The organism is Alcaligenes sp. RM2 (assembly GCF_052931795.1).
Genome location: NZ_JBRFIO010000005.1, coordinates 130,444 through 150,483, shown reverse-complemented (window position 1 = coordinate 150,483; position 20,040 = coordinate 130,444). Strand labels below are relative to the sequence as shown.

At 57.6% G+C, this 20,040-nt stretch carries 21 protein-coding genes; 4 read left to right on the top strand and 17 right to left on the bottom strand.

Annotation, left to right across the window (positions count from 1 at the left end):
* Window positions 1–55: 55 nt before the first annotated feature.
* From ACU6HM_RS16135 to ACU6HM_RS16080, 12 genes are all read right to left on the bottom strand, one after another.
* Window positions 56–1,033: a FecR family protein gene (locus ACU6HM_RS16135; RefSeq protein ID WP_268379712.1), complete on the bottom strand. Its 978-nt coding sequence runs from the start codon at window positions 1,031–1,033 to the stop codon at window positions 56–58.
* A 10-nt stretch (window positions 1,034–1,043) separates the two neighbouring features.
* Window positions 1,044–1,598, bottom strand: coding sequence for an RNA polymerase sigma factor (locus ACU6HM_RS16130; RefSeq protein ID WP_009461859.1), 555 nt, complete (start codon window positions 1,596–1,598; stop codon window positions 1,044–1,046).
* A gap of 3 nt (window positions 1,599–1,601) precedes the next feature.
* Entirely contained in the window at window positions 1,602–2,333 is a 732-nt protein-coding gene (locus tag ACU6HM_RS16125; protein WP_009461857.1) for an STN domain-containing protein, read from the bottom strand.
* 126 nt (window positions 2,334–2,459) lie between these two features.
* Window positions 2,460–2,930, bottom strand: coding sequence for a hypothetical protein (locus ACU6HM_RS16120; RefSeq protein WP_250756209.1), 471 nt, complete (start codon window positions 2,928–2,930; stop codon window positions 2,460–2,462).
* A 91-nt stretch (window positions 2,931–3,021) separates the two neighbouring features.
* Window positions 3,022–4,002, bottom strand: coding sequence for a peptidylprolyl isomerase (locus ACU6HM_RS16115; protein WP_137430600.1), 981 nt, complete (start codon window positions 4,000–4,002; stop codon window positions 3,022–3,024).
* Between the two features lie 14 nt (window positions 4,003–4,016).
* Window positions 4,017–4,550, bottom strand: a complete 534-nt coding sequence (locus tag ACU6HM_RS16110) for a YbjN domain-containing protein (protein ID WP_021447202.1) — start codon at window positions 4,548–4,550, stop codon at window positions 4,017–4,019.
* 32 nt (window positions 4,551–4,582) lie between these two features.
* Complete coding sequence (locus ACU6HM_RS16105) at window positions 4,583–5,233, bottom strand: hypothetical protein (protein ID WP_021447203.1); 651 nt, start codon at window positions 5,231–5,233, stop codon at window positions 4,583–4,585.
* A 66-nt stretch (window positions 5,234–5,299) separates the two neighbouring features.
* Window positions 5,300–7,018, bottom strand: a complete 1,719-nt coding sequence (locus ACU6HM_RS16100; RefSeq protein ID WP_009461847.1) for a putative porin — start codon at window positions 7,016–7,018, stop codon at window positions 5,300–5,302.
* 42 nt (window positions 7,019–7,060) lie between these two features.
* A complete protein-coding gene (locus tag ACU6HM_RS16095) occupies window positions 7,061–7,780 on the bottom strand; it encodes a TonB family protein (RefSeq protein ID WP_021447204.1) in 720 nt (239 codons plus the stop codon).
* A gap of 19 nt (window positions 7,781–7,799) precedes the next feature.
* Window positions 7,800–8,213, bottom strand: coding sequence for an ExbD/TolR family protein (locus ACU6HM_RS16090; protein WP_088451941.1), 414 nt, complete (start codon window positions 8,211–8,213; stop codon window positions 7,800–7,802).
* A gap of 9 nt (window positions 8,214–8,222) precedes the next feature.
* On the bottom strand, window positions 8,223–10,175 hold the full coding sequence (locus tag ACU6HM_RS16085; protein ID WP_446764069.1) for a DUF2341 domain-containing protein: 1,953 nt from the start codon (window positions 10,173–10,175) through the stop codon (window positions 8,223–8,225).
* A 51-nt stretch (window positions 10,176–10,226) separates the two neighbouring features.
* A complete protein-coding gene (locus ACU6HM_RS16080; RefSeq protein ID WP_446764068.1) occupies window positions 10,227–11,765 on the bottom strand; it encodes a ShlB/FhaC/HecB family hemolysin secretion/activation protein in 1,539 nt (512 codons plus the stop codon).
* 445 nt (window positions 11,766–12,210) lie between these two features.
* Here ACU6HM_RS16080 and ACU6HM_RS16075 point away from each other — a divergent pair, with 445 nt between their 5' ends.
* Window positions 12,211–12,534, top strand: a complete 324-nt coding sequence (locus ACU6HM_RS16075) for a hypothetical protein (protein ID WP_128831723.1) — start codon at window positions 12,211–12,213, stop codon at window positions 12,532–12,534.
* A 144-nt stretch (window positions 12,535–12,678) separates the two neighbouring features.
* Here the strand turns inward: ACU6HM_RS16075 and ACU6HM_RS16070 are convergent, their stop codons facing one another.
* Window positions 12,679–13,422, bottom strand: a complete 744-nt coding sequence (locus tag ACU6HM_RS16070) for a class I SAM-dependent methyltransferase (RefSeq protein ID WP_051316297.1) — start codon at window positions 13,420–13,422, stop codon at window positions 12,679–12,681.
* Window positions 13,423–13,542: 120 nt separating this feature from the next.
* Between ACU6HM_RS16070 and ACU6HM_RS16065 the strand changes: the two genes are divergently transcribed.
* The 3 genes from ACU6HM_RS16065 to ACU6HM_RS16055 all read left to right on the top strand — a co-directional run bounded on the left by ACU6HM_RS16065 (window position 13,543) and on the right by ACU6HM_RS16055 (window position 15,695).
* Window positions 13,543–14,307 carry a class I SAM-dependent methyltransferase gene (locus tag ACU6HM_RS16065; protein ID WP_254500262.1) on the top strand — a complete coding sequence of 255 codons (765 nt, stop codon included), beginning with the start codon at window positions 13,543–13,545 and terminating at the stop codon, window positions 14,305–14,307.
* Window positions 14,308–14,582: 275 nt separating this feature from the next.
* Complete coding sequence (gene sodC, locus ACU6HM_RS16060) at window positions 14,583–15,131, top strand: superoxide dismutase family protein (RefSeq protein ID WP_009463437.1); 549 nt, start codon at window positions 14,583–14,585, stop codon at window positions 15,129–15,131.
* A gap of 36 nt (window positions 15,132–15,167) precedes the next feature.
* Window positions 15,168–15,695: a pyridoxamine 5'-phosphate oxidase family protein gene (locus ACU6HM_RS16055; protein WP_446764067.1), complete on the top strand. Its 528-nt coding sequence runs from the start codon at window positions 15,168–15,170 to the stop codon at window positions 15,693–15,695.
* A gap of 87 nt (window positions 15,696–15,782) precedes the next feature.
* On the opposite strand, the gene ACU6HM_RS16050 is transcribed toward ACU6HM_RS16055, so the two are convergent.
* The 4 genes from ACU6HM_RS16050 to ACU6HM_RS16035 form a co-directional block, all read right to left on the bottom strand.
* The gene (locus ACU6HM_RS16050; RefSeq protein ID WP_035270197.1) at window positions 15,783–16,823 is read right to left on the bottom strand and encodes an AbrB family transcriptional regulator; all 1,041 of its coding nucleotides are present in this window, start codon (window positions 16,821–16,823) and stop codon (window positions 15,783–15,785) included.
* A 79-nt stretch (window positions 16,824–16,902) separates the two neighbouring features.
* On the bottom strand, window positions 16,903–18,426 hold the full coding sequence (locus ACU6HM_RS16045; RefSeq protein WP_446764066.1) for a tripartite tricarboxylate transporter permease: 1,524 nt from the start codon (window positions 18,424–18,426) through the stop codon (window positions 16,903–16,905).
* Entirely contained in the window at window positions 18,423–18,860 is a 438-nt protein-coding gene (locus ACU6HM_RS16040) for a tripartite tricarboxylate transporter TctB family protein (protein ID WP_031232925.1), read from the bottom strand. Before ACU6HM_RS16040 ends, ACU6HM_RS16045 begins: the two co-directional genes overlap by 4 nt.
* A 94-nt stretch (window positions 18,861–18,954) precedes the next feature.
* A complete protein-coding gene (locus ACU6HM_RS16035) occupies window positions 18,955–19,947 on the bottom strand; it encodes a Bug family tripartite tricarboxylate transporter substrate binding protein (protein ID WP_021447208.1) in 993 nt (330 codons plus the stop codon).
* Between the last annotated feature and the right edge of the window lie 93 nt (window positions 19,948–20,040).

Below are 20,040 nucleotides of genomic sequence, written 5' to 3'. Positions count from 1 at the left end.
TACAAGACTGGTTCTGGCGAGAAATCAATCATGCCTATTTTGTTACTTTATGTAACTACGCCTGCCTTACCAGAGCAATACCACCCGCCAACTCCTGCACCCGTATGCCGGACATGGCGCGCAGCATATCCAGGGCCAAATCCATATCGCTGATGGACAAGCTCAAGTACACCGGGCGGCTCTTCAAACTATCGCTGTAAACCACGATTTTTCCGGGCCGATAGCGGTTCAATTCTTCCACTACATCGGCCAGGGGCTGACCTTCAAAAGCCAGATAACCACGTCGCCAGGAACTGACCTGATCCAGGTTAGGGCGCTGCACCGCGTGGATGCGCTCATAGTCGTAAACCGTTTGCTGGCCCGCCTGCAAAGTGATGATTTGACTCGCCTGTACCTGGACCTGCCCTTGCAGGCAGGTCACCGTTACGTTCTTCCCCGTGTAACGCACGTTGAACTGCGCCTGTTGCGCTTGCATGCGCCCTGGCCCAGCCTGAACGTGGAGGTGGCTGGCCGCTCCATCCAGTACCCGGATTTCGACTTCGCCTTCAACAAGCTCAATGCCTGCCCCCTGGGCGGTGTCACGACGGTTGATGCAAGTTTGCGTGTTCATCTGAATGGCAACGGCCTGCCCCAGTTGAATCTCACGCTGCTCACCCACCCCTGTTCGAAAATCCGCTGTCAGTTCCGTGAACGATGGCCACAAGCCCCAGGGCGGATGTACCACTCCCACCACCGCCAGGGCCGAGGCTGCAAAAGCTCCCCCCATGAAGGCGCGCCGGGCCGTAAATACGGGTGGGGCAGCGGGAGCTTTCCATTCCGGCAACAAGTCTCTGGCGGCCTGCAAACCCGGCGTTACCGTGTCCATCGTTACCGTCAGCTCCTGCCAGGCCACACGATGTTCGGGACTTTGCTCCAGCCATTGCTGAAAGCTCTGCGCATCGGACTGCCGGGCACTGCCCGAATGCAGCCGCACCCACCATTGATTGGCTTGGGTACGCACGGCGTCAGACGGGAAGGAGGAAGAAGGACTCATGGGGCAAAACTTAAGCGTCGGTAAGGCTGTCGGAGACGCTGACACCCACAGCATCATTGAATTGTTCCGCGCAACGCAGTCGCAAATAGTCCAGCGCGCGCATCATTTCCTTGTTCACCAGGGAAACCGAAATATTGTACTGTTTGGCGATCTGGGCATAGGTCAGACCATCCACCCGCGAAGCCATCAAAATCGTGCGCTGACGAATCGGCATGTCCTGCAGCACAGCCAGCAATTGCGCCGTCGTGATGCGCGCCCAGGCACAACGCTGGGTATCGTAGGTGTCATCGGCAATATGGCTCAAGGCGTCCAGATCCATGGCAGTCAGCAAGCTGTTGCGCTGTTTGTAGGAATCAATGGCGATATGGGTGGCCATGCGCAGCAAGTAGGCTTCGTCATTGTTCACCGATACTCCGTTGCCTACCCCCCCTATCCGTATCCAGGTTTCCTGCAAGGCATCCGCCGCATCTTCACGCGAACCTATCGTGCGCTCCAGCCGCCGACGCAAATGCGTGTAACGGGCAATCAGACTTTGGCGCAAACGACTACGCAGAGCTTCGGACATGATCTACTTCCCGGCCTGCACAGGGCAGTCGTCACGCACATGGCCCGAAACGGGAGCCAGCAACAGGACCAAGGGTTGCGGCAGACTGGCATCCGGGGCCACGCCCATTGCCAGTGAGTCCAGCACCTGACTGATCGCCTGATCGCGGCTGGCCTGCCCGGTCGAGCCCAACAGGTGCACGCGCTCCACTTGCCCCTGTGGGTTCAGCCACAGCTGCATGGCCAGCCGGTACGCGCCGGGACGGGTCTGAGACGATAGGCACAAGGCATTACGCACGGTCTGCTGGACTCGGGTGACATAGGCACTGTAATCATGGGCACCATCACGCACGCCCGAGATGTGATTCAGATTCAAGGGGCGCTGGCCGGTGGCCGCTTTGCCCGGCCTGCTATCGGGCAAGCGGATCACAATCGAGCGGTTATCCACGTAATAGGCTTGCAAGCCCGAACCATGCAGCAAGGAGGACAGGGCTTGCTTGCGCGTCATTTCGCCGCGCACAGCTGGCATGGGTCGCTGCGGATCGGCACCGTCCAGCAGCACAGAGAGATCAGAACGTTGACCATACGCTTTCAGGGCCTGAGCCAAAGGCTGAGCCGCAATGTCGAAAGACAAACGTTCGGAAGAATTTAGCAGGGTGTCAGCATCAGACCGGGCAACTGCGAGACTTGCACAGGCAAATAACAAGAAAGCGCCGAGTAACACCGCCACACTGATCGCCACCTGAGTCATGGTCATGCGCACGTTAATAGGTCTAGCCGCGGCGTCGGACAGTGAAACGAAAAGGGGTGAGGCGAGGCGATTGTAGAAGTCGCCAATGACAACATAGTGACAGTTCCCGCCCGCTTTACGTGCCAAGCCACCTTAGCGCAGCACCAGCCAGGGCGTAGCGCCCTGCAGGTGTTCACGCATCTGTTCCAGGCTGCGCTCCAGCGCCTGAGCATCCTGGCGATAAAGATGAATCAAGGAAATCAGCGGCGAGCGGGTATCAATCAAATATTGATTCGCCCCGTTCAAGGCAGGCACACACAGCACAGGCCGATCAGCCAGCAAGCGCCAGCGCAAGGTCAGGTCGCGCGTTTCTTTCAGGTTGAAATGCCAGTGGCGCGAGACCTGCGCACGGCGTATCAAATTCTGGCTGACACCGACTGAGTGCAGGGCCTGGTGGCTGGGGATCAGGTCTGGATGAGGCAGGCAGTGGCGCAATAAATACGCGCACACTGCCGCCAGAGGGGAGGCATGGTAGATGGCGATGGAAGAAGTTTTGGCACTGAACCACGGCGTGGCTTCATGCTGCTTTTCCCAATGCGTACTGCTGATCCGCCACAATCGCATGCCGTCCTCCTTCACCCGCCCTGCCCCTGAGCTTGCTGCCTGCAACATTCTGCATGGCACAAGCGGCCAGCATCCCCCCCAGGGTTCAAGACTATGGGGTCTGCTGCAACAACTGACTCAACACCTTGCCATCCACGCTTACCGTATCGGCATCCAGCATGCCGGCCACATAGGCCTGCGTTGCTTCCTGCTGTCGCTGACGACGCAAGGCATCACGTAGCGCCGGCTTCACTTCCTCCAGCGAACGCACGCTAGCCGGGCGCAGATCAGTCAACTGCAGAATATGCACACCATCGGCCTGCACAATCGGATCACTCAGCTGGCCCGGTTCCAGCTTGGCAACCGTGGCACGCATGGCTGGCACCAACTGGCTAATCGGTAAAAAGCCATTGTCGCCACCCCGCTCGGCACTGATTTTCTCGTCCGAATGCTCTTTGGCCAGCGCCGCAAAATCCGCCTTGCCTTCGCGCATTTGCTTGACCCAGGCATCGGCCCGTTTCTTCGCTTGCGCCAAAGCCTGTTCGTCCTTGTCCGGCACGCTTAAAAAGATCTGGCTCAAGCGATACATGGCCGGCAACTGGAACTGATCCTGATTGGCCTGATAAGCCGTTTGCAGATCCTGCTCGGACGGGTAATCCGCTGCAGGTTCAGACACGGATTGCAGATAGCTGCGCAGGATCACCTGATTCTGCGCTTCTTCAATGGCACTGCGTATCTCGGGCTTCTTGTCCCATTCCTGAGCCTTGGCCTGCTCTACCACGGCTTTCTCGGCCAGGCGGCTGCGCAGCCACTGCTCCAGCACCACGCGATCATTACGCATGGCTTCACGCTGGGCTGCGGGCAAAACCTGCAGGAACTGCTGTAGCTCGTCCTGGCTGACCACCACCTGTCCCAGCGTGGCGACCGCCGGCGTCGCAGCACTGCTTTTTGCCGTCGATGCCGGAGCGCTGCTTTGTTGCCCGGCAGCTTGCGGCTGCTGGGCTTGAGCATCGCCATTTTTCCCACAACCCACCAACAGGGCCGACAGGCTCAGAGCCAGCACACTTTGCAGCAGAAATTTGGGGTGTGTCATCGTGCTCACCTGATTCAAGCTTGTGCCGCTTCAGTTTGTTCAGCGTCGACAGGCGCAGTAGTCTCTTGGGCTACTTCTGGCTGAACAGTAACCGCTTCACCCTTGTCGGCACTCTGGGCTTCATTATTCGCCGCCGCATGCTGACGCAAAAACAGCAGGAATTCCTGCAACAAGCGGTCCCACAATTCAGCGGTAGCTTGCAGGTAGCTTGGTGCAACGCCACCGGCCACGATAACGTCCATTTCCAGCACCAGAAACTCGCCTTGTACCGCTAGGCGAGCAAAACGCTTGCCAATATTCCAGGCCGATTCGATACCGGCAGGCATCTCGCCTTGAACGCGCAAAGCGCAGCTCAAGGTGTAATCCAGTGCCTGGTCCGCCTCATGCGCAGGATTACCCAGGCGCAGCGCAAAACCAATGCCTTGCGAAGCCGACAAGAGCTGGCGATTCCCAGCCTGCTCGGACTCGGTCACGCGATAGCCCATCTGTTGCAACAACTCCTGCAATTGCTTCAAGGAGACGGATTGGATGGTTTGGGAGTCAGTCATACATATTCCTTGTGGGTATCAATCAATAAGGCTCAGGGCGCGACAGGCGGCTGTTCCGACGACGTGGCACCGGGCGTGTACAAGCCGTCATAAAGCTTGTCGCCCAGCGCCTGCGCGTGCTCGTCGAACTTCACGCGTGCAGAGCCGGCCAGCGGTTGTCGGATCTTGAGCAAGTCGCCCGTGCTGAACTGCTCATACGCCGCCAGGATTTCTTTCCCGGCTGCATACAATTCCTTGTTTTTTGCCGTGCACAGTCCCAGTTCCTCTTCGCGCTGGGCCAGACTGGACGCCAGGCTGGCACGCTGCGTTTCAGTGGCACGAGCTTGCACCTGCAAGGTTTCAAACTCGTTACGCGCACGGCCTAATTGCGATTGCGCTGCCGCCACTTGCTGACGCGCAGAGGTCTTGATGCCCTCCTGCTCGTCTTGCAAGCTTTGCGCCTGCTTGCTGGCCTTGTCCAAACGGGCCTTCAGTTGCTCGACCTCCTTGCGGGCCGCATCACGTTCGGTTTCTGCAGCCGTCTTGGCGGCCGTCAGCTGCGCTTGCTGGCTTTGCAACTGCTGCAATTGCTGCGTGCTGGAGCGCAACTGCGTGCGCAGCCGCTCCTCCATATCCGATTTTTGTGCCATGGCTGGGCCAGCCCATTGGCCCAGGCCCGCCAGCAGCAGCGCGCCCAGCGTCATGAGAAAAGGCTTGCGCCCACTTGGCTGCACACACGGCTTCCAGGATGAGTTCAATATCTTCATGGCTTAGAACCTGGCGTTAAGTTCAAGCTGGATGATGTCGATAGACAGCGGTGCGCCATAGACTTCCTTGGAGCTGCTCCAGCGCAGATGGCCGGTTACGTTCTTCTCGAAGGCATAACCTGCACCCAGGAAGTAGCCACGTGCATTGGTGCCACCCAAGTGGAAGGAAGAATCGTTATAGCCATCGGGCATGGCATCCGGTTCGATGTACTTGTAGCCCGCAAAAGCCAGCCAATCGCCCTTGTCCTTCAAGCCCAGGCTGCTGCCCAAGGTCGCTTGAACCATCCAGGCATTGCCGCCGCTTTCGATACCGGTCGGGTTACCGGAGGCATCGTAAGTACCGTTGGAGGCAATGTTGTACAAACCACCGGCACGATCCGCCATCTTGTTGCTGTCGTAAGCCAGGTTACGCACGTAATTACCGGCCAAACGCAGGTTCAAGCCATTCATGACTTCGGTATCCCAGCGCATGTTCACGTCCAGCAAGTTGAACTTGGAGGCCAGGCCCACGTATTGCCATTCGTTCCAGTTCTTGGGATCTGCCGACCACTGACGGATGTCACGCAAGAGGAAGACGGTATTGCCCTTTTGCATGAAGGCCGGACGCGACCAGTCTGTGTCACACACATCGCTGGACGAGTACAAAGTACACGCGCTGGAGCGCTGGCCGGCGATATTGTCAAAGTGGTAGTACGCTACGCTGCCGCGCAGATTGTTGCGCTGGTTGATCTTCCATTCGGCACCGATCTGCGCACCCAGCAGCCATTTGTTTTCGCTGGAGCCTTCGGACAGGCTGTTGCGATCCCATGGCGTGTTGGCGTATTCCAGCGCATAGGCACCCAGATTGCCAAAGACGGTCACTGGACGATCCGACATCGCGTGCTTGAAGGCAGCAGAAATCCCATCGACATTCAAGTCAGACGACCACAGCAGATCCGTGGAATCAAAGGGACTGGAGGCACGACCCGCCACAATGGTGGCCCAATCGGCAGGACGGTAAGACAAGTAGGCCTGATCCAGCCACAGGTGCTTCTTGCCCATGCCGTTGCCCAACGTATCGGAAGTGGACACCGGATTGTCATCGCTGCCCGTAGCCAGGCGGATACCGGCCTCCCAACGCTCGGACAGCGTCGCTTTCACACCCAGACGAGCACGGATACGCCACAGGTTGCGGCGGTCCTGGCGACTGTTCAGATAAGGAATCTTCAAACCATAGGGCTTGTTTTCGACCACGGTAGGAATGGGGCCGTTGTCGTTCCACTTCGCAAAGTTGATCAACTCGTTACTGTTCGCGCCATCCATCAGGCGCGACTCGTTACGCACGCGTACATCGCCTTCCACCGTGATGCGCGATACCCAGTCCGGGAAGGTGTTGGGCTGGGCCCAGTTCTCGGCCTTGGCTTGCGACATCACTTCATTCTTCACTTCTTCACGGATCTGCTCACGCACCGTCTCCGGGATGTACGTGACACGCACATCACCTGGCCGGGCCTGGGCGGCACCTGCTGCACCAATATCGGCTTTACGAGCCTGGGCCGCTTCCGCCTCGGCCTGAGCCACCAGGGCATCGGCCTGAGCCTGGGGCAAGACGCCTTGCTGCACCAGCAGACGAATCAGGTTAACGGTGGCGTTCTGGGATGGCGCCTGAGCCAGCACAGGGCCAGCGGTGCAGGTCAAGGCCAGCGCCACCGCGCAAGCCAGCCGACTAGGATGGGTTTTCATGAAAAGCGCACTCCAAATCATTCGGTCAAAAAAGGCAGACAATCAACTGGGCCTACGACCCGTTACCTGGGCTCGGATAGGCATGCTTACCGACGCCGGTGGCCGCTCGCTCAAGCGCCCGACTTCACGCAAGGCAGCTACCAAGGCCTCATCAATCTCGGTATCGCCCGAGGACTGCGCCAGGGCGACACGGGTAATGGACCCGTCTTCGGTCAACCACAACTGCACCTGAACGCGGTAGACCAAGTTGCGGGTGCGGCTGTCCTCACGCAGGATTTTTTGCAGCGCATAGGCCAAGTACTGGCTATAGGTGGCATTGCCTGCACGGCCACCGCCACTGCCACCCATGCCTCGTCCCTGTCCGGCACTGATGTTGAAACTGTCAGTACCGGCCTGGGCGTCGCTGTCCATCTGCATCGGGTCTGACAAATCGTCCGATGGCGTAGGTGGCGCTTCATCCTGCGGTTGGGGCTCTTCAACCGGCGTAGGCTCGGGTTCAGGCTCCGGCTCGACCACTTCCTCTTCTTTGGGCTCTTCAGGCTCCGGTGGCGGCTCGGGTTCGGGCGGCGGAGGAGGCGGTGGCGGCAAAGGAATCAACATGGGCTCTTTGGGCACCTGGCGCTTGATCCCTGCCATGTCGTTGGCCCATTTCCAGACCCACCAGCCCAGCAGCGCCACCAGCACCACAACCAGCCCCCTGATGGCCAGCCGACGCCAGCGTGCGCGTTGGTTGGCTTGCGGTTTGGATGAGTTTGGCAACATCGTTAGAACACCAATTAACTTACTGAGGTTTGCCGGTCACCAGACCGACCTGGGACAGTTCCAAGCGCCGCAACACATCCAGCACTTCCACCACTTTCTGGTACTGCACAATGCTGTCGCCGCGCACAATGACCGGGAAATCCGGGTTCAGGGCTTTCTCGGTACGCAAGCGGTCTTCCAGCTCGGGCAGGGTCACCGGATAGGCATCCAGAAACACCTGGCCCGCTTCGTTCACGGAGATGGCTTTGGTTTTGGGTTGAACCAGGGACACGGTGGAACTGGCCTTGGGCAAATTCACCTGAATGCCGGAAATTTGTGCGGTGGCGGTCAGGATGAACATGACCAGCACCACCATCAGCACATCAACCAGCGGGGTAATGTTGATGCCGTCAACGGCTGCGCTGTCATCATCGTCGTCTCGTAGGGCTGCCATGTCCGTTCCTTATGCCGAGCCAGCAGCCTGGGCGTGGGCCAGATCAAGGTCAGCGCCTTGAGCCAATGCCGCCTCGTGCTTGTCGTGTTTGGTTTTGCCGGGCACGCTGTTCTGGCCATGGATTTCAGCCAGGCGAGTCACAAACTCGTCCACAAACACACGCATATCCGCGCTGACGTCTTTATTGCGGCCAATCAGGCGGTTGTAGCCAAACAGGGCCGGAATCGCGACGAACAGACCCATTGCAGTCGCCAGCAAGGCAGCAGCCATACCGGGAGCAATTGCATTGATGTTCACATCACCTGCCATCGCGGTTCCCAGGAACACCACCATGATCCCCAGCACCGTGCCAAGCAGACCGATATAAGGGCCACCGGCAATCGCGTTGGACAAAATGCCCAGACGTGCACCCAGTGCCTGATTTTCCTGTGTACGAACACCGTCCATGGAAGCGCGGATGGCTTCGATGGTGTTGGGAGACAAGGCCTTCATGCCCTGGGCCTGACGGTTGTGCAGCTCTTTCACCCCCATGCGGTACAGACGCCACAAAGAGGAATGGGCAAAGTTCTGTTCGGCCTTGGCGTCGGTCTGTACCGCATCCAGCTTGCCGCCGGACTCACCAAATGCAGCACGGAACTGACGGTTGGCTTCTTGCACACGGCCCACCTGACGGCTCTTGCGGTACATGATGACCCAGGACTGGAACATCATGAAGACCAGCACGGCGATCACAATCCAGGCGTCCATCGGGACAGCTTTCAACAGAAAGCCCAGAGCACCAAAACCGAAGCCGGACTGCTCTTCATCCGCACCGTACGCAATCAGGCGAGACTCGGCTCCTTGTGCCAGGGCATCGGCGTAGATCAGGGCAGCAGGTCGGGCAGTTTTGGACAAGCGCAGCTCGTCGATCGCGCCAACAAAGGGCGCATAGTTAGCGACTGGAGCGGTGACAGGCGCTGTGGCCTCGGCACCGGCAGAGGCAGTTGCACCGGGCGTGGCACCTTCAGCGCCAACTACTTCAGCCGCCACAGGAGCAGGCGCGGCCAGCAAGGTGCCGGGGACATCACCACCCAAAGCGGCAACCGTGTTCAGTGGTGGCAGGCTGGCATTCAGGGAAGCCGTGGCACGGCCCTGGACGTACAGAATCACTTGGCTGCCATCGGCTGTCACGGCCAGGTGCTGCCAGGTGCTGGGCGACAAGGGGGCACCGGCAGGACTGCGTTGGCCATTGATCTCAACAAAGGGCACGCCCTGGTCCAGACCGATCAGAAAGCTGTTGGCACCATCACGACGGGCATAGACCAATTGCTGGCCTTGGGGCTGATCTGCACGCACCCAGGCGCTGAACGAAAAAGCACCGGTTGCTGGCACGGCCAGGGAAGGACTGGCAGGCAGCATCAAGGGCGCTGTACCCACAAACTGGGCGGCACGTCCGGACACGCCGTCAATCACGCCCGCTGGGGCTGTTTGAGCGTGGTTGGTGTACGCCGTACTGTCACGCGAAGGTGCACCAGCAGCGCCATCAAAATGATAGACCAGGGTGTAGTTGGGATCGAAGGTAATCTGGCCATTGGAAGCCACCGGGGCTTTCTCGTTGCCGTAGTACATCCAGATATCCTGCTTCTGGCTGGCCATCACCTCAGGAATATCCACCCAGATCAGCGCCATGCCCATCAAGGGGTCAAAGCTCTCGATCTGGTGGTTCAGCACGGTCTGATCATCACCGGACACAAAGCGCAGGTCCGAGCCATTTTCATTGGTGCCATCAAAGGAAAAATTGCCAGTATGCAGACGCACCAGCAAGGGGGTGCGACCTACGTTTTCGCTGATGGCCGCGCCTTCAGGCGTAGTATCAACAGAGATTTGCTTGCGGTACTGCCAGTCAGGCTGCCACCAGGCCTGCGCCACGGCGGGCAGCCAGCCCACCATCATGGCAAGCATCAAAAGAAGAAGGCGTTTCATGATCGAATTACTCCGGGAACAAAATCAGGCAGATTGTTCTGGCTAAGGGGGTCAGAAGGAGGCGCGCAGGCTGAAGTGCACACGCGGATCGTGTCGTTCGGTGTTGACGCCTTGCGTCAGGGGATAAGCCCAGTCGGCATGCAGGGACAGCCAGTCAAACATTTGCAGACGCGTACCGATGCCCACACTGGCCAGATGAAAGCTGGACTCCTGCTCAGGCAAGGGGTCACGCAAGCGCAAACGCGCAACGTCGCTGAAGGCGTAGAAGCGCCACTCGTTAACCGAGGGGCCAATCCAGCGGGCCAGCGAGGGGGTGCGCAGTTCGACGCTGGCCATCCAGCCATCGTCTGCACTGCGCTCAGCGGCCAGATAACCGCGCACGCTGGTCGCGCCACCGGCCGAAAACTGTTCGTTGGAAACCAGAGCACCTGAACCAATCTGAAAGCCCACTCGGCCATAGGCCTGCCAGTCTTTGGCAAAAGTTTCGGTGTGGTTCAGATCGCCCTTGAACACCATGAAACTGGGGCTGGCCATCCAGCGCTTGTAGTCGAACTCTTCCCACTCGCTGTTCAGGCCAAACAGGCTGCGGCTGGCGCCCGTCAAGGTCAGGCCGACACTGGTTTGCGAGTCTTCGGTATAGCGGTAGCCGTTGTAGGCCAACGTGAAGGGCAGATACGTCAGCGGCACGCGGTCACTGGTCTCACCAAAACGGGTTTGCTCTTCAAAATCCTTGTAGTCCATGCCAATCGAGGCGGTGTGATACCAGGAGCCGGACTGCGGAAAGGTGTAGGTGGCATGAATGCCGTAAGACTGGCCCTTGCCCAGCACATTGGTACCGCCAACAGTCGAAACGTCGCTGTCAGACTTGTAGCCAGAGAACGCCAGGCTCCAGCGCGGGGACAAAGGCATGGTGTAGGCCGCCGACCAGACCTTGGCATCCTGCATATCACGCGGAGCTGTGAAGTAGGTCAGGGAGAAGGTATGGCCGCTTTGCCAAAGATTGTCGTGGCCAAGAGTGACCATGCCGCGCAGCTTGCTGGTGTCGGCGCTGTAATCATTGTTCAAGCCCACACTGGCACTCCAGGGGCTTTTGTCGTCAACGCGCAGATCCACGTCCATGGTGCCGGGCACACGCCCCTCTTTCACCATCGGCATGACCTGACGACTGGCGCCGCGATTGAGCTCCGCCAGTTCCGCCTGCGCCTTGCTGAAATCCGGCACCTGACCTTCTTGCAAGGACGGCACGCCGTCACGAATGGCCAGCGGCGAATAGTGTTCAGCACCGACCACGCGCACACGGCCTACCTTGGTTTCCGTGACCTGGAAAAACACCACGCCATCGGCCACCGCCTGCTCGGGCAAGTCCACGTAAACCGACTGATAGCCCTGCACGTTATAGACTTCCTGCAAGGCGTCGCGCGCTTTTTCAATATCCTCAAGGCTGCGTTCGGGGCCTAAAAAGGGGTAGACCGCTTTTTCAATGCTGCGGGCATCCAGCACGGTATTGCCACGCACAATGTATTCATTGATGTTGACCTTGCCCTGAGCCTGCGCAAAGGCACTATGAGGCAGCAACAAAGCCAGCGCCATCACTGGCGCAGCACAAAAGGGGTGGCCCCTCCACCCGGACAAACGGACGTTGCGCCCTGAAATTTCTGCTGGCATCACGATGCTTCCGATCCTCAATCTGATGAGCGCTGTGTCGGTGTACCCCTGCTGGGACGACACGCCGCGCGACTCGTTGACATCTAGACGCAGCAGAAATCGAAAACTTTCGTTTGTAACAAAAACTTCATAATTCTTTCTGGGCGGCGGGGGCCAACCAAGCGGACTCGTCCCCAACGGCGCGATGTGCCTGCCCCCATGACAGCGGCAAAATACGCCGCCTTTGTCATGAAAACTTCACCCAGAAAAGAGAAAGCTTGCGCTAGGGTGTGTGGAACCCGAACGCCGTTATGGTGTGACTTCTTTTTATTGGCACCACCCTATGCGCCCTCTCCTTTTCTTCTTATTGTTTTTGGTTCAGGCAGGCAGCATGGCACAGGAAAACGCGCAGATTGAAGGCGCAAAAAGGCCCCCGTCCGATGTGTCTCCCGGCTGTGTCAGTGTAGTAGTGGATGGACAGGCGGCCCTGTCCTACGATTGCTTGAGCCAGCAAATGCAGCCCAAAGCAGGCCCAACACCCGGGGCGCCAGGAATAGGGTCTGAAGCCATCATCCAGAAAGGCCCGAATGCAATGGGTTTGGTCAATCCGGCAACAAGCAGCAATCGCATGGGCTCGAACTTCGGGACCTCGGCTTATCCGCAACGACCGCCACGGCCATCAGCGCCCTCGCCTTTTGCGCCGCCGAATCCCTGAGAAAGCAGCCGGCCTCAAGCAAACCTGTTTGAATATAGAAAAGCCCCACACAAATCGGACACGGGACCGATTTGTGTGGGGCTTTTGCCAGCGGTTACCGACTCCAGCCCCTCAGGTAAAAACACTTGGGGTGATGTGTTTTTTCTAACTGCGCTGATACTGCAAGCAGCGCCCCTTGTAAGACACCTCCTTGCCTTCGGGCATCAAAATGGGACGATCGCGCAAGCAGACCTGTCGTACCAGCTCAAAACCGTAGCGCGACATTTCCTGAGTAAATTTGTTGCGATGCCCCCGGTCCGGGTCTACCACCCAGACTTCGGCCTGTTTCTTCGCGCGCTGGTCTACCAGTTGGGCTAATTGGGCGGGCGTATTCCCTTCATACAACAGATCACTGCCCACGATCAGGTCATAACGCTGCCGGGCGGGTTTCAGCCCCAAAGAAGCCAATAAATCAGGGCAAGATTGCTCCCCCCACTGGGCATGGACATACGGCAGATCGGACAAGCCATTCAATGCCTGATTCAGCTTCAGGAAATGCGGCACCATGGGATGGCAATCGCTGGCGTGGATTTGCGCGCCACGTTTATGCATCACCAGACTGGTCAGGCCCAATCCGCAGCCCAGTTCCAGAATGCTTTCATCCGCCCGAATGGGACGATTTTTCAATTTGCGCGCCAGTTGAATGCTGGACGGCCATACCAGGCCAAACAAGGGCCAGACAGCCGGGCCTATGCCCAGAGACTGTGCATGTCCCAACGGGTCAGCATATTGCATGTGATCGGCCAAGGAACGAATACGTAACGATTCTCTGGGCGAGATTCGTATATGCTGGAGACGGGTTTTTAACTTGGCGGGCGTGGATGAGGTCGAGCCATATAAGTCTGACATAGACTGATGATCGTCCATATCCACACAAAAAGCGAATTTTGGCTTACTTTGCTGTGGTTTAAACTATAGTTAGCCGAATTTAAACGAATTTTCGCCCAACACCATTGATAAGGACCGCTATTGTTCAAAGACCTGATTAAAGACCTTGACGACCATTCCATCGTGGAACCTGACATTTTTCTGGACGTACCCTTCGTCCCCAGCGACGACCGCGTCATCGACACCATGCTGCAACTGGCTCAAACCGGGCGCAAGGACGTCTTGTATGACCTGGGCTGTGGCGATGGGCGCATTGTTATTGCGGCCGCCAAAAAATACCACTGCACCAGCATAGGCGTCGAACTGGACCCGCTGCGCGTTGCCGATGCCATGGAGCAAGCCGGCCATGCCGGCGTGGAGTATCTGGTGGACTTTGTGGAAGAGGATCTGTTTACCGCAGACTTCAGCCAGGCCACCATCGTGACGCTGTACTTGATGGACACCATCAATGCCATCCTGCGCCCGCGCTTGTTGCAGGAGCTGCGACCCGGTGCGCGCATTGTGTCGCACGCCTTTGATATGGGAGACTGGGAAGCCGACGAAATCCTGCATGTAGGCGGCATCAAAATCTACAAATGGATTGTGCCCGCGCAGGTGGCAGGCGAATGGGAATGGGAAGGTCTGGACGGGACGGACTATCGCTTGCAGCTCAAGCAGCGGTATCAGGATGTCAGCGGGAAAATCTGGATGAATGGCAAGCCCGCTCGGCTGACTGATCTTTATCTGTCCGGCGATTGCCTGGAACTAAGTGCGCAGGCCGACGAATCCTCGCCCGTAATCAGCTCCCATCTGTACTTCGACCACCAGGAACTGCTGTCCGTGGAAGAGGTGGAAGCAGAGTACTGATTCCGGCTGGCCTTTTTCTTCATACTGTATCGCTTTGGCACGAAGTCAGGGCAACGGCTTGGAACTGGCATCTAATCGTCAAAATATTTTTCAGCATGACGGAATCCAAGACACAGCTTGTCGACACGTTCGGAACCACCAGCGTACCGCCCACGGTTGATCTCTTTTCCGAGCCGACTTTACTGACAAAGAGAAACGTCTCTTAACTGTATGGCGCGGCTGCAATGCTAGGCTGATCTAACCTTCTGTTTTATTTCAGCAAAGGAATCAGCCTTATGCGTTTTTCTTCCTTCAAAGCGCGATGCGCAATGGTCTTGGCCACCGCAGGCGCCACCCTTGCTTTATCCGCCCCCTCGCTGGCCGATGTCATCATTCCCATGAATATGGCTACCGAAAGCGGTGCTGGCGAACAGATCGGCCAGGTTAGCGTCCGTCAGACAGAGCATGGTTTGGTTTTCACGCCAGACCTGAAAAACCTGAAACCCGGTGTACATGGCTTCCATGTGCATGAGAACGCCAGCTGCGCCCCCAGCGAAAAAGACGGCAAGGTAACGCCTGCCGGAGCAGCGGGCGGCCACCTGGATCCTGCAAAAACCGGCAAGCACGGCTTCCCATGGGGCAACGGCCACTTGGGCGACCTGCCCGCCCTGTATGTACAGGCTGACGGTACCGCCAGCACACCCGTTCTGGCCCCACGCCTGAAGTCCTTGGATCAGATCAAGGGCCGCTCCCTGATGATTCACGAAGGCGGTGACAACCACTCCGACCACCCCGCGCCCCTGGGCGGCGGTGGCGGACGCTTTGCTTGCGGGGTGATTAAGTAAGCAGTCTTAACTCTTCAACCTTCTCAAGGAGATGCCATGAACGAAACAATTGAATCTTCCTTTGAACATCTGCAAGAGATTATCAAGGACATCCGCTTTGCGATGTTCGTCACCCATGCGGCCAATGGCGAACTTCATGCCTGGCCCATGACAACCCAGAAGGCAAAAATGGGGTCGACCCAAGAGGACTATGAGCATGACAAGCTATGGTTCTTCATGTCGCGCAGCAGTGACCCGGTCAGTAATCTGACCGCCAATCCGCATGTGAACGTCAGCTATGCCGATCCTAAAAGCGACACCTATGTGTCGGTGTCCGGTATGGCCCGCGTGGTCGACTCCATGAACCAGAAAGAACGCTTCTGGAACACCATGACTGAAGCCTGGTTTGCCGGGGGGATTACCGACCCCGATCTGGCGCTGGTGTGCGTGCATATTGATAGTGCGGAGTACTGGAGCGTGCGCGAAGGCAAGCTGGCACAAGCCGGAAAAATGCTGAAAGCCACCCTGATGGGCGAGCGCCTGACCGAGATCGGCGAGCATGGCAAAGTCACGCCAGGCCGCTAACCCTCTGCCGCAAGCCACCCTTTCTTGATGCCAAAAAAAGCCCGGTCAGACACCGGGCTTTTTTCATCAGGCTGATACGAACAGCCCTCAACTCAGTTTTAAGTAGCGGGCAAGACGGGTATATAAAGGTCCGGTCAACACCAACACGCAAACCATGCGCGCCACCTGAAAGGAGGTCACCATCGGCGCTCCCAGTTGCAGCACTTTGGCGGTAATCGCCATCTCTGCAATGCCGCCTGGGCTGACGCCAAGCACCAACGTGGGATAGGCAATATCGGAAAGCCTATACAGGCCATAGGCGAAGGCAAACGCCAAGCACAGATTGATCAGGTTACTGATGGCAGCTACCCCCAAATACCTGGGAGCACGACGGAAAAAGTCCGGCCCGAACTTGTCGCCCAGAGCCCAGCCAATGCACAGCTGCCCCAAGTTGGAAATTTGTATCGGCAGGCCCGACAAAATAATGTCGTTATACGTAAGAATGGCCACCACCAACAAAGGGCCTAGCACCCAAGGGTTGGGCAAACGCAAGATTTGAAAGAGGAAGCCGGCCACACTGCTTAACAGCACCAGCAGAGCCAGACCAGGAAGGTTCAAAAAATCAGGCCGTACGACAGCTCCCGCCTGCTCCCCCGAAAAGCCCAAAGCCTCGAACGCGAAGGGAATAATCACTACGACCATCAGCACCCGCAAACCATGTGCAGAGGCGACCAGATCCGGACGTGCGCCATAACGCTCCGCCAGCCCCGTCATCTCGCTGGCTCCTCCTACTGCACTGGCAAACCAGGCAGTACGCAGATCCGTACCGGCATAACGGGTCAGCATGAATGTACCTATGCAGCACAAGACCAGCGCAAACACCATGCCCATCACGATAAACAGAGCATTACTGCCAATCAGATGCACCATGGCCGGAGTGAAATACAGCCCCAGGGATGTCCCAATAACCCATTGACCTGCGTTGCGCGCCAGCGGCATGCAGGCCCCCGGACTGCCTGCCATTTTGGTAGCTGCCGTCAAGATCAGGGCACCCAACATCCAGGGCAAAGGCATACTTAGCCAACTGGCCACCAGGGCACCAAGCAGGGCCACCCCAAAACCCAGGGCAATTCGAAACCAGATAGCCATAACAAAAACAACAAGGCCAGGCCGCAGCCTGGCGCTTTCTCCCGATAAAAGCCCCACCGAAGCGGTGGGGTCCCCCTATTTATGTCTCGTCGTGCAGTTGCTTGCGTCCTGCAATACGACGCAGCACGATCGGACCTACACTAACCAAAACGGCCGCGATCCACAAGGCAATTGAAACTTTGCTCTCGAACAGAATACCGATTTCACCGTTCGTGATGGACAGCGCGCGACGCAGACTCTGCTCCATCATATTGCCCAGAACCACTCCCAGCACCATCGGTGCCATGGGCACGTTCATCTTGCGCAGGAAGTAGCCCAGAACGCCGATACCAACGACCAGCAGCAGATCAAAGCTCGTGCCATTGATGGCATAGACCCCGATATAGCTGATCGCCAAAATACCAGGCACCAACAGGCGCGGAGGAATAGCCAGCATGGAGGCAAAGACCCGCACCATGGGCACGTTCATCAAGAACAGCATGACGTTGGCGACCATCAAGGAAGCAATCAAGCCCCACACAATCTGTGGCTGAGACTCAAACAGCACCGGCCCCGGCGTGATGTTGTACAGCGTCAGGGCACCCATCATGACCGCCGTTGTTCCAGAGCCTGGCACGCCCAGTGTCAGCATGGGAATAAAGGAGCCGGTTGCAGCACTGTTATTGGCCGCCTCTGGCGCAGCCAGGCCACGCATATCGCCCTGGCCAAACATGGCATTGGGATCTTTGCCTTCGATATATTTTTTCTCATTGGCGTAGGCTACTGCAGAGGCCACACTGGCCCCGGCACCGGGCAGGATACCGATGAAAAAACCCATCACGCCACCACGCACGGTGCTCCACCCGGTCATGCCCAGCTCTTTCAGGTTAAAGAGCTTGCGCTTGCTTTTAGGTACTTCGATCGACACGCCACCCAACAGGTTTTCCAGCATCTGCAACATCTCTGCCACAGCAAACAAACCAATCACGACAACAACAAAATCAATGCCATCAGCCAGGTTCGGAATATCAAAGCTGTACCGATATACCCCCGAGTTGGCGTCCACTCCCACCGTAGAAATGAACAGGCCCAGCATGGCGGCCAGGATACCTTTGACTGGCTCATCCCCCAACAAACTGGTCAGCGCACAAAAGGCAAACACCATCAGCACAAAATACTCGGCCGGGCCAAAGGCAACCGCCCAACCCGCCAGCATGGGAGCCAACAGCACAATGCCGCAGATGGCAATGGTGGACCCGATGAACGAGGAAAAAGCCGACAAGGACAAAGCCACGCTGGCCAAACCTTTGCGCGCCAGCGGATAACCATCCAGCGTCGTCATGACCGCTGCCGCTTCACCGGGCACATTGATCAGAATGGAGGTAATACGACCACCATACTCCGCACCCACATACACAGCGGCCAGCAGGATCAGAGCAGACTCCGGGGGCAGCTTCATGGCAAAGGCAATGGGCACAAGCATGGCTACACCATTAATCGGCCCCAGCCCAGGCAACACGCCCACAATGGTGCCGATAAAAGCGCCAATCGCGGCGACCAGCAGATTCTGGGCAGAAAAAGCAACACCAAAGCCTACGCTCAAATAATCAAGAATCGAGCTCATAACCACTCTCCCAGGATGCCGTAGGGCAGAACCACATCCAGGCCCAAATCAAATAGCAGAAACAGCCCCACTCCCATCGCCAGCCCGCCAATCAGGGCCTGCTTCCAGCTACCGCCAAACAGACGGCCTACCAAAGTAGCCATCAGCGTGGTGGCAATGATGAAACCCAGCCACTGAAACAGCCAGGCATAGGCCGCCAGATAAGCCACCATCATCAAGATGCGGCCATTGGCTCCATTGGGGTTGGCAGGCACAGTACCACCACCTTTGATAGTCAGGCGCAGCCCGCATAAAGCAATGATCAAGGCCAGCAATAAGGGAAAGGCCTTGGGCCCAACAGGTTCATAGGAAAATGGGGGCTCTAGGTCGTAGCCAAAAGCGGTGATCAAGGCAGCGAGCACCAGCGCGCCCACGCCTAGTACGCGATCATTCAGCGTCATGATTGGAATCTCCGGATTCACCCGCCATGGACGACGGGGCAGACAGGCGGCACTCCCGGCACAAACTGGCCGGGAGTAGCGTAAAAACTTACTTCTTGATCAGGCCAAACGAGTCAGCCAATTCTCGATACTGAAGTACTTGTTGTTTTACGTAAGCATCCAGTTCCTGGCCGCTCATATTGAAGGGAAACAGGCCCTGCTGAGTTTGCATGCGAGCAAACTCGGGCGTTTTCATCAGCTGCTCGAACGCCTGAACCCACCACTGATATTGTTCGTCAGAGACTTTGGGGCCCACATAAAAGCCGCGAATAATAGGCCACTCAATATCAAAGCCCTGCTCTTTGGCCGTGGGAATCTCGGCCAGTGCACCGTCCAGTCGCTTGTCGTTAAAGACAGCCAGTATACGAATAGGCGCCCCACCCTCCAGCATGGTGTGAGCTTCGGCTGCATCGCCCATATAGGCCTGAATATGACCACCGCGCAGGGCCGTCATCGCCTCGCCACCGCCCTCAAAGGCAACAAAGCGCATTTTGCGGAAATCCACATCTGCAGCACGGGCTGTCAGCGCAGCCTTCATCCAGTCCTGCCCACCCACGGAACCACCCGCGCCCAGAACAATCTTGGTCGGGTCGGCCTTGAAGGCCTCCATCAGGGATTTCAGGTCCTGATAAGGCGAGTCCGCACGCACAATGGTCACGCCATAATCACTGCCAATCGACGCCAGCCAGCGCACGTCCTCTACCGAATATTTGCCAAATTTGCCCTGTGCCAGATTCAGCAGGGAGCCACCCGAGAAAGCAGCAATCGCATTGCCGTCGCCCGGACGCTGCGCCACGATATGGTTATAGGCCACCGCCCCTACACCGCCGGGCATATAGACGGTGCGCATGGGATTTTCCAGCAGCTTGGTTTCCAGAAAACCGTTCACGGCCACACGACAGGTCAGGTCAAACCCGCCGCCTGGCTGTGCTGGAGCAATACACTCAGGCTTGGAGGGTTGCTGAGCCTGTACGCCACTCAGGCTGCTCAAGCCCAGAATACTGCTGGCCAGTAGCACCCGTAGTTTCATGTGGATAGTCATTGATTCGCCTCCAGGAGGATCTTAGTCGTTGTAATGGATGCGACCTTACCGGAGAGAAGCTTTCGCCTACCTTTCAATTTCGCCAAAAAACAC